Genomic DNA, 1,115 nt, shown 5'->3' with positions numbered 1-1,115 from the left:
AAAGAAGAACAGCAAGTTAAATCTGATACCAAGATTATAAGTTCTGGTGAATATGAAGAGTATATGCGCCTTAAAGAACAAGCAAATGCAAAACCCAAAGAGATAAATCATGAGTTAAGTATAAATGAGCGAATAACAAAAGAACTTGCAGAAGTTGAGGAGAGAGAGCGTGTTGAAAAGCAATTACTACTTGGGGCTGAGCGTATAAATGAAATTGACACACTAGCAAAAGCACATCTTAGCAACCATTTTAATAAAGAAGTGCTTTTAGCGAAAGGATACACACTAAAAGACATTATGCAAGCACAACGCAGAGAACTTGTTAGGAAATTTGTTCCAATTGAGCAAATTAAAGCTATTTCTAAAGTAGCAGACATAACCCACATTGACGGTGAGATACTAGAACAACTAGTTTCTTTAGCTAAAGTAAATATCAAACTAAGAAAAAATGCGAATAGCAATTCTTCTTCTGTTGATTCTATTAAAGGCAATATTGTTGCTAAATCAGAAGAGAGAGTAAGTTTGCTTGATTCTAATTTTGTTCCAATTAATTTTACAGAATTTGTACAAGCTATAAGTAATACTTACAAGCAAAGACGACTTCAATTTTATGAAAACTTGAAAAGAAGTAGAAGAACAAGCGTTGCGTAAAGGAGTATTTAAATGGCTGGTACAGACATAACAAAAATTAAGGAAGAATTTGATAAAAAAGTTGCTGAAATACGAGCATTAATGAAAAATCCACAAAAGGATTCTAGTTTACTAGGTAATTCTTTAGAGTTTAGGGACAAAAACTTAATTTATTCCAATTCTGGTGGAGTTAGAACTAGCAGTAAAGATAAAATAGAAAATTATCCTGCTAAGGGTTATCCATACAAGCGTGGAGTAAAGCTTAGTTTTAGTAATGATGGTACAACAGAACTAGAAGTTGAGGCTGGTGGTGGTGAAGACTTATATGGAATATGCACAGATATAGATGAGTTCACTGGTATAGCAACTGTAATTCCAATTACTAATAACTTTGAAGGGTATTTAGTATGTAAAAAAGATAGTCAAAGCAGTATAAATGTTGGTGATAAGCTGAATTTTGATCAACACGGTGAGCTTGAAAAGGC

Annotated in this window: 2 protein-coding genes; both read left to right on the top strand. The window is 32.9% G+C overall.

What is annotated here, in order from left to right:
- Nucleotides 1–651 (top strand): DUF1357 family protein (locus tag HNP68_RS06925; RefSeq protein ID WP_183221754.1); only part of this gene is annotated, 651 nt, incomplete at its 5' end.
- 12 nt (nucleotides 652–663) lie between these two features.
- The coding region (locus HNP68_RS06920) for a DUF228 domain-containing protein (protein ID WP_183221752.1) at nucleotides 664–1,115 on the top strand (452 nt) is incomplete at its 3' end.

The organism is Borreliella yangtzensis (assembly GCF_014201775.1).
In the GTDB taxonomy this organism is placed as follows: domain Bacteria; phylum Spirochaetota; class Spirochaetia; order Borreliales; family Borreliaceae; genus Borreliella; species Borreliella yangtzensis.
This window is presented reverse-complemented; position numbering and strand designations above follow the sequence as displayed.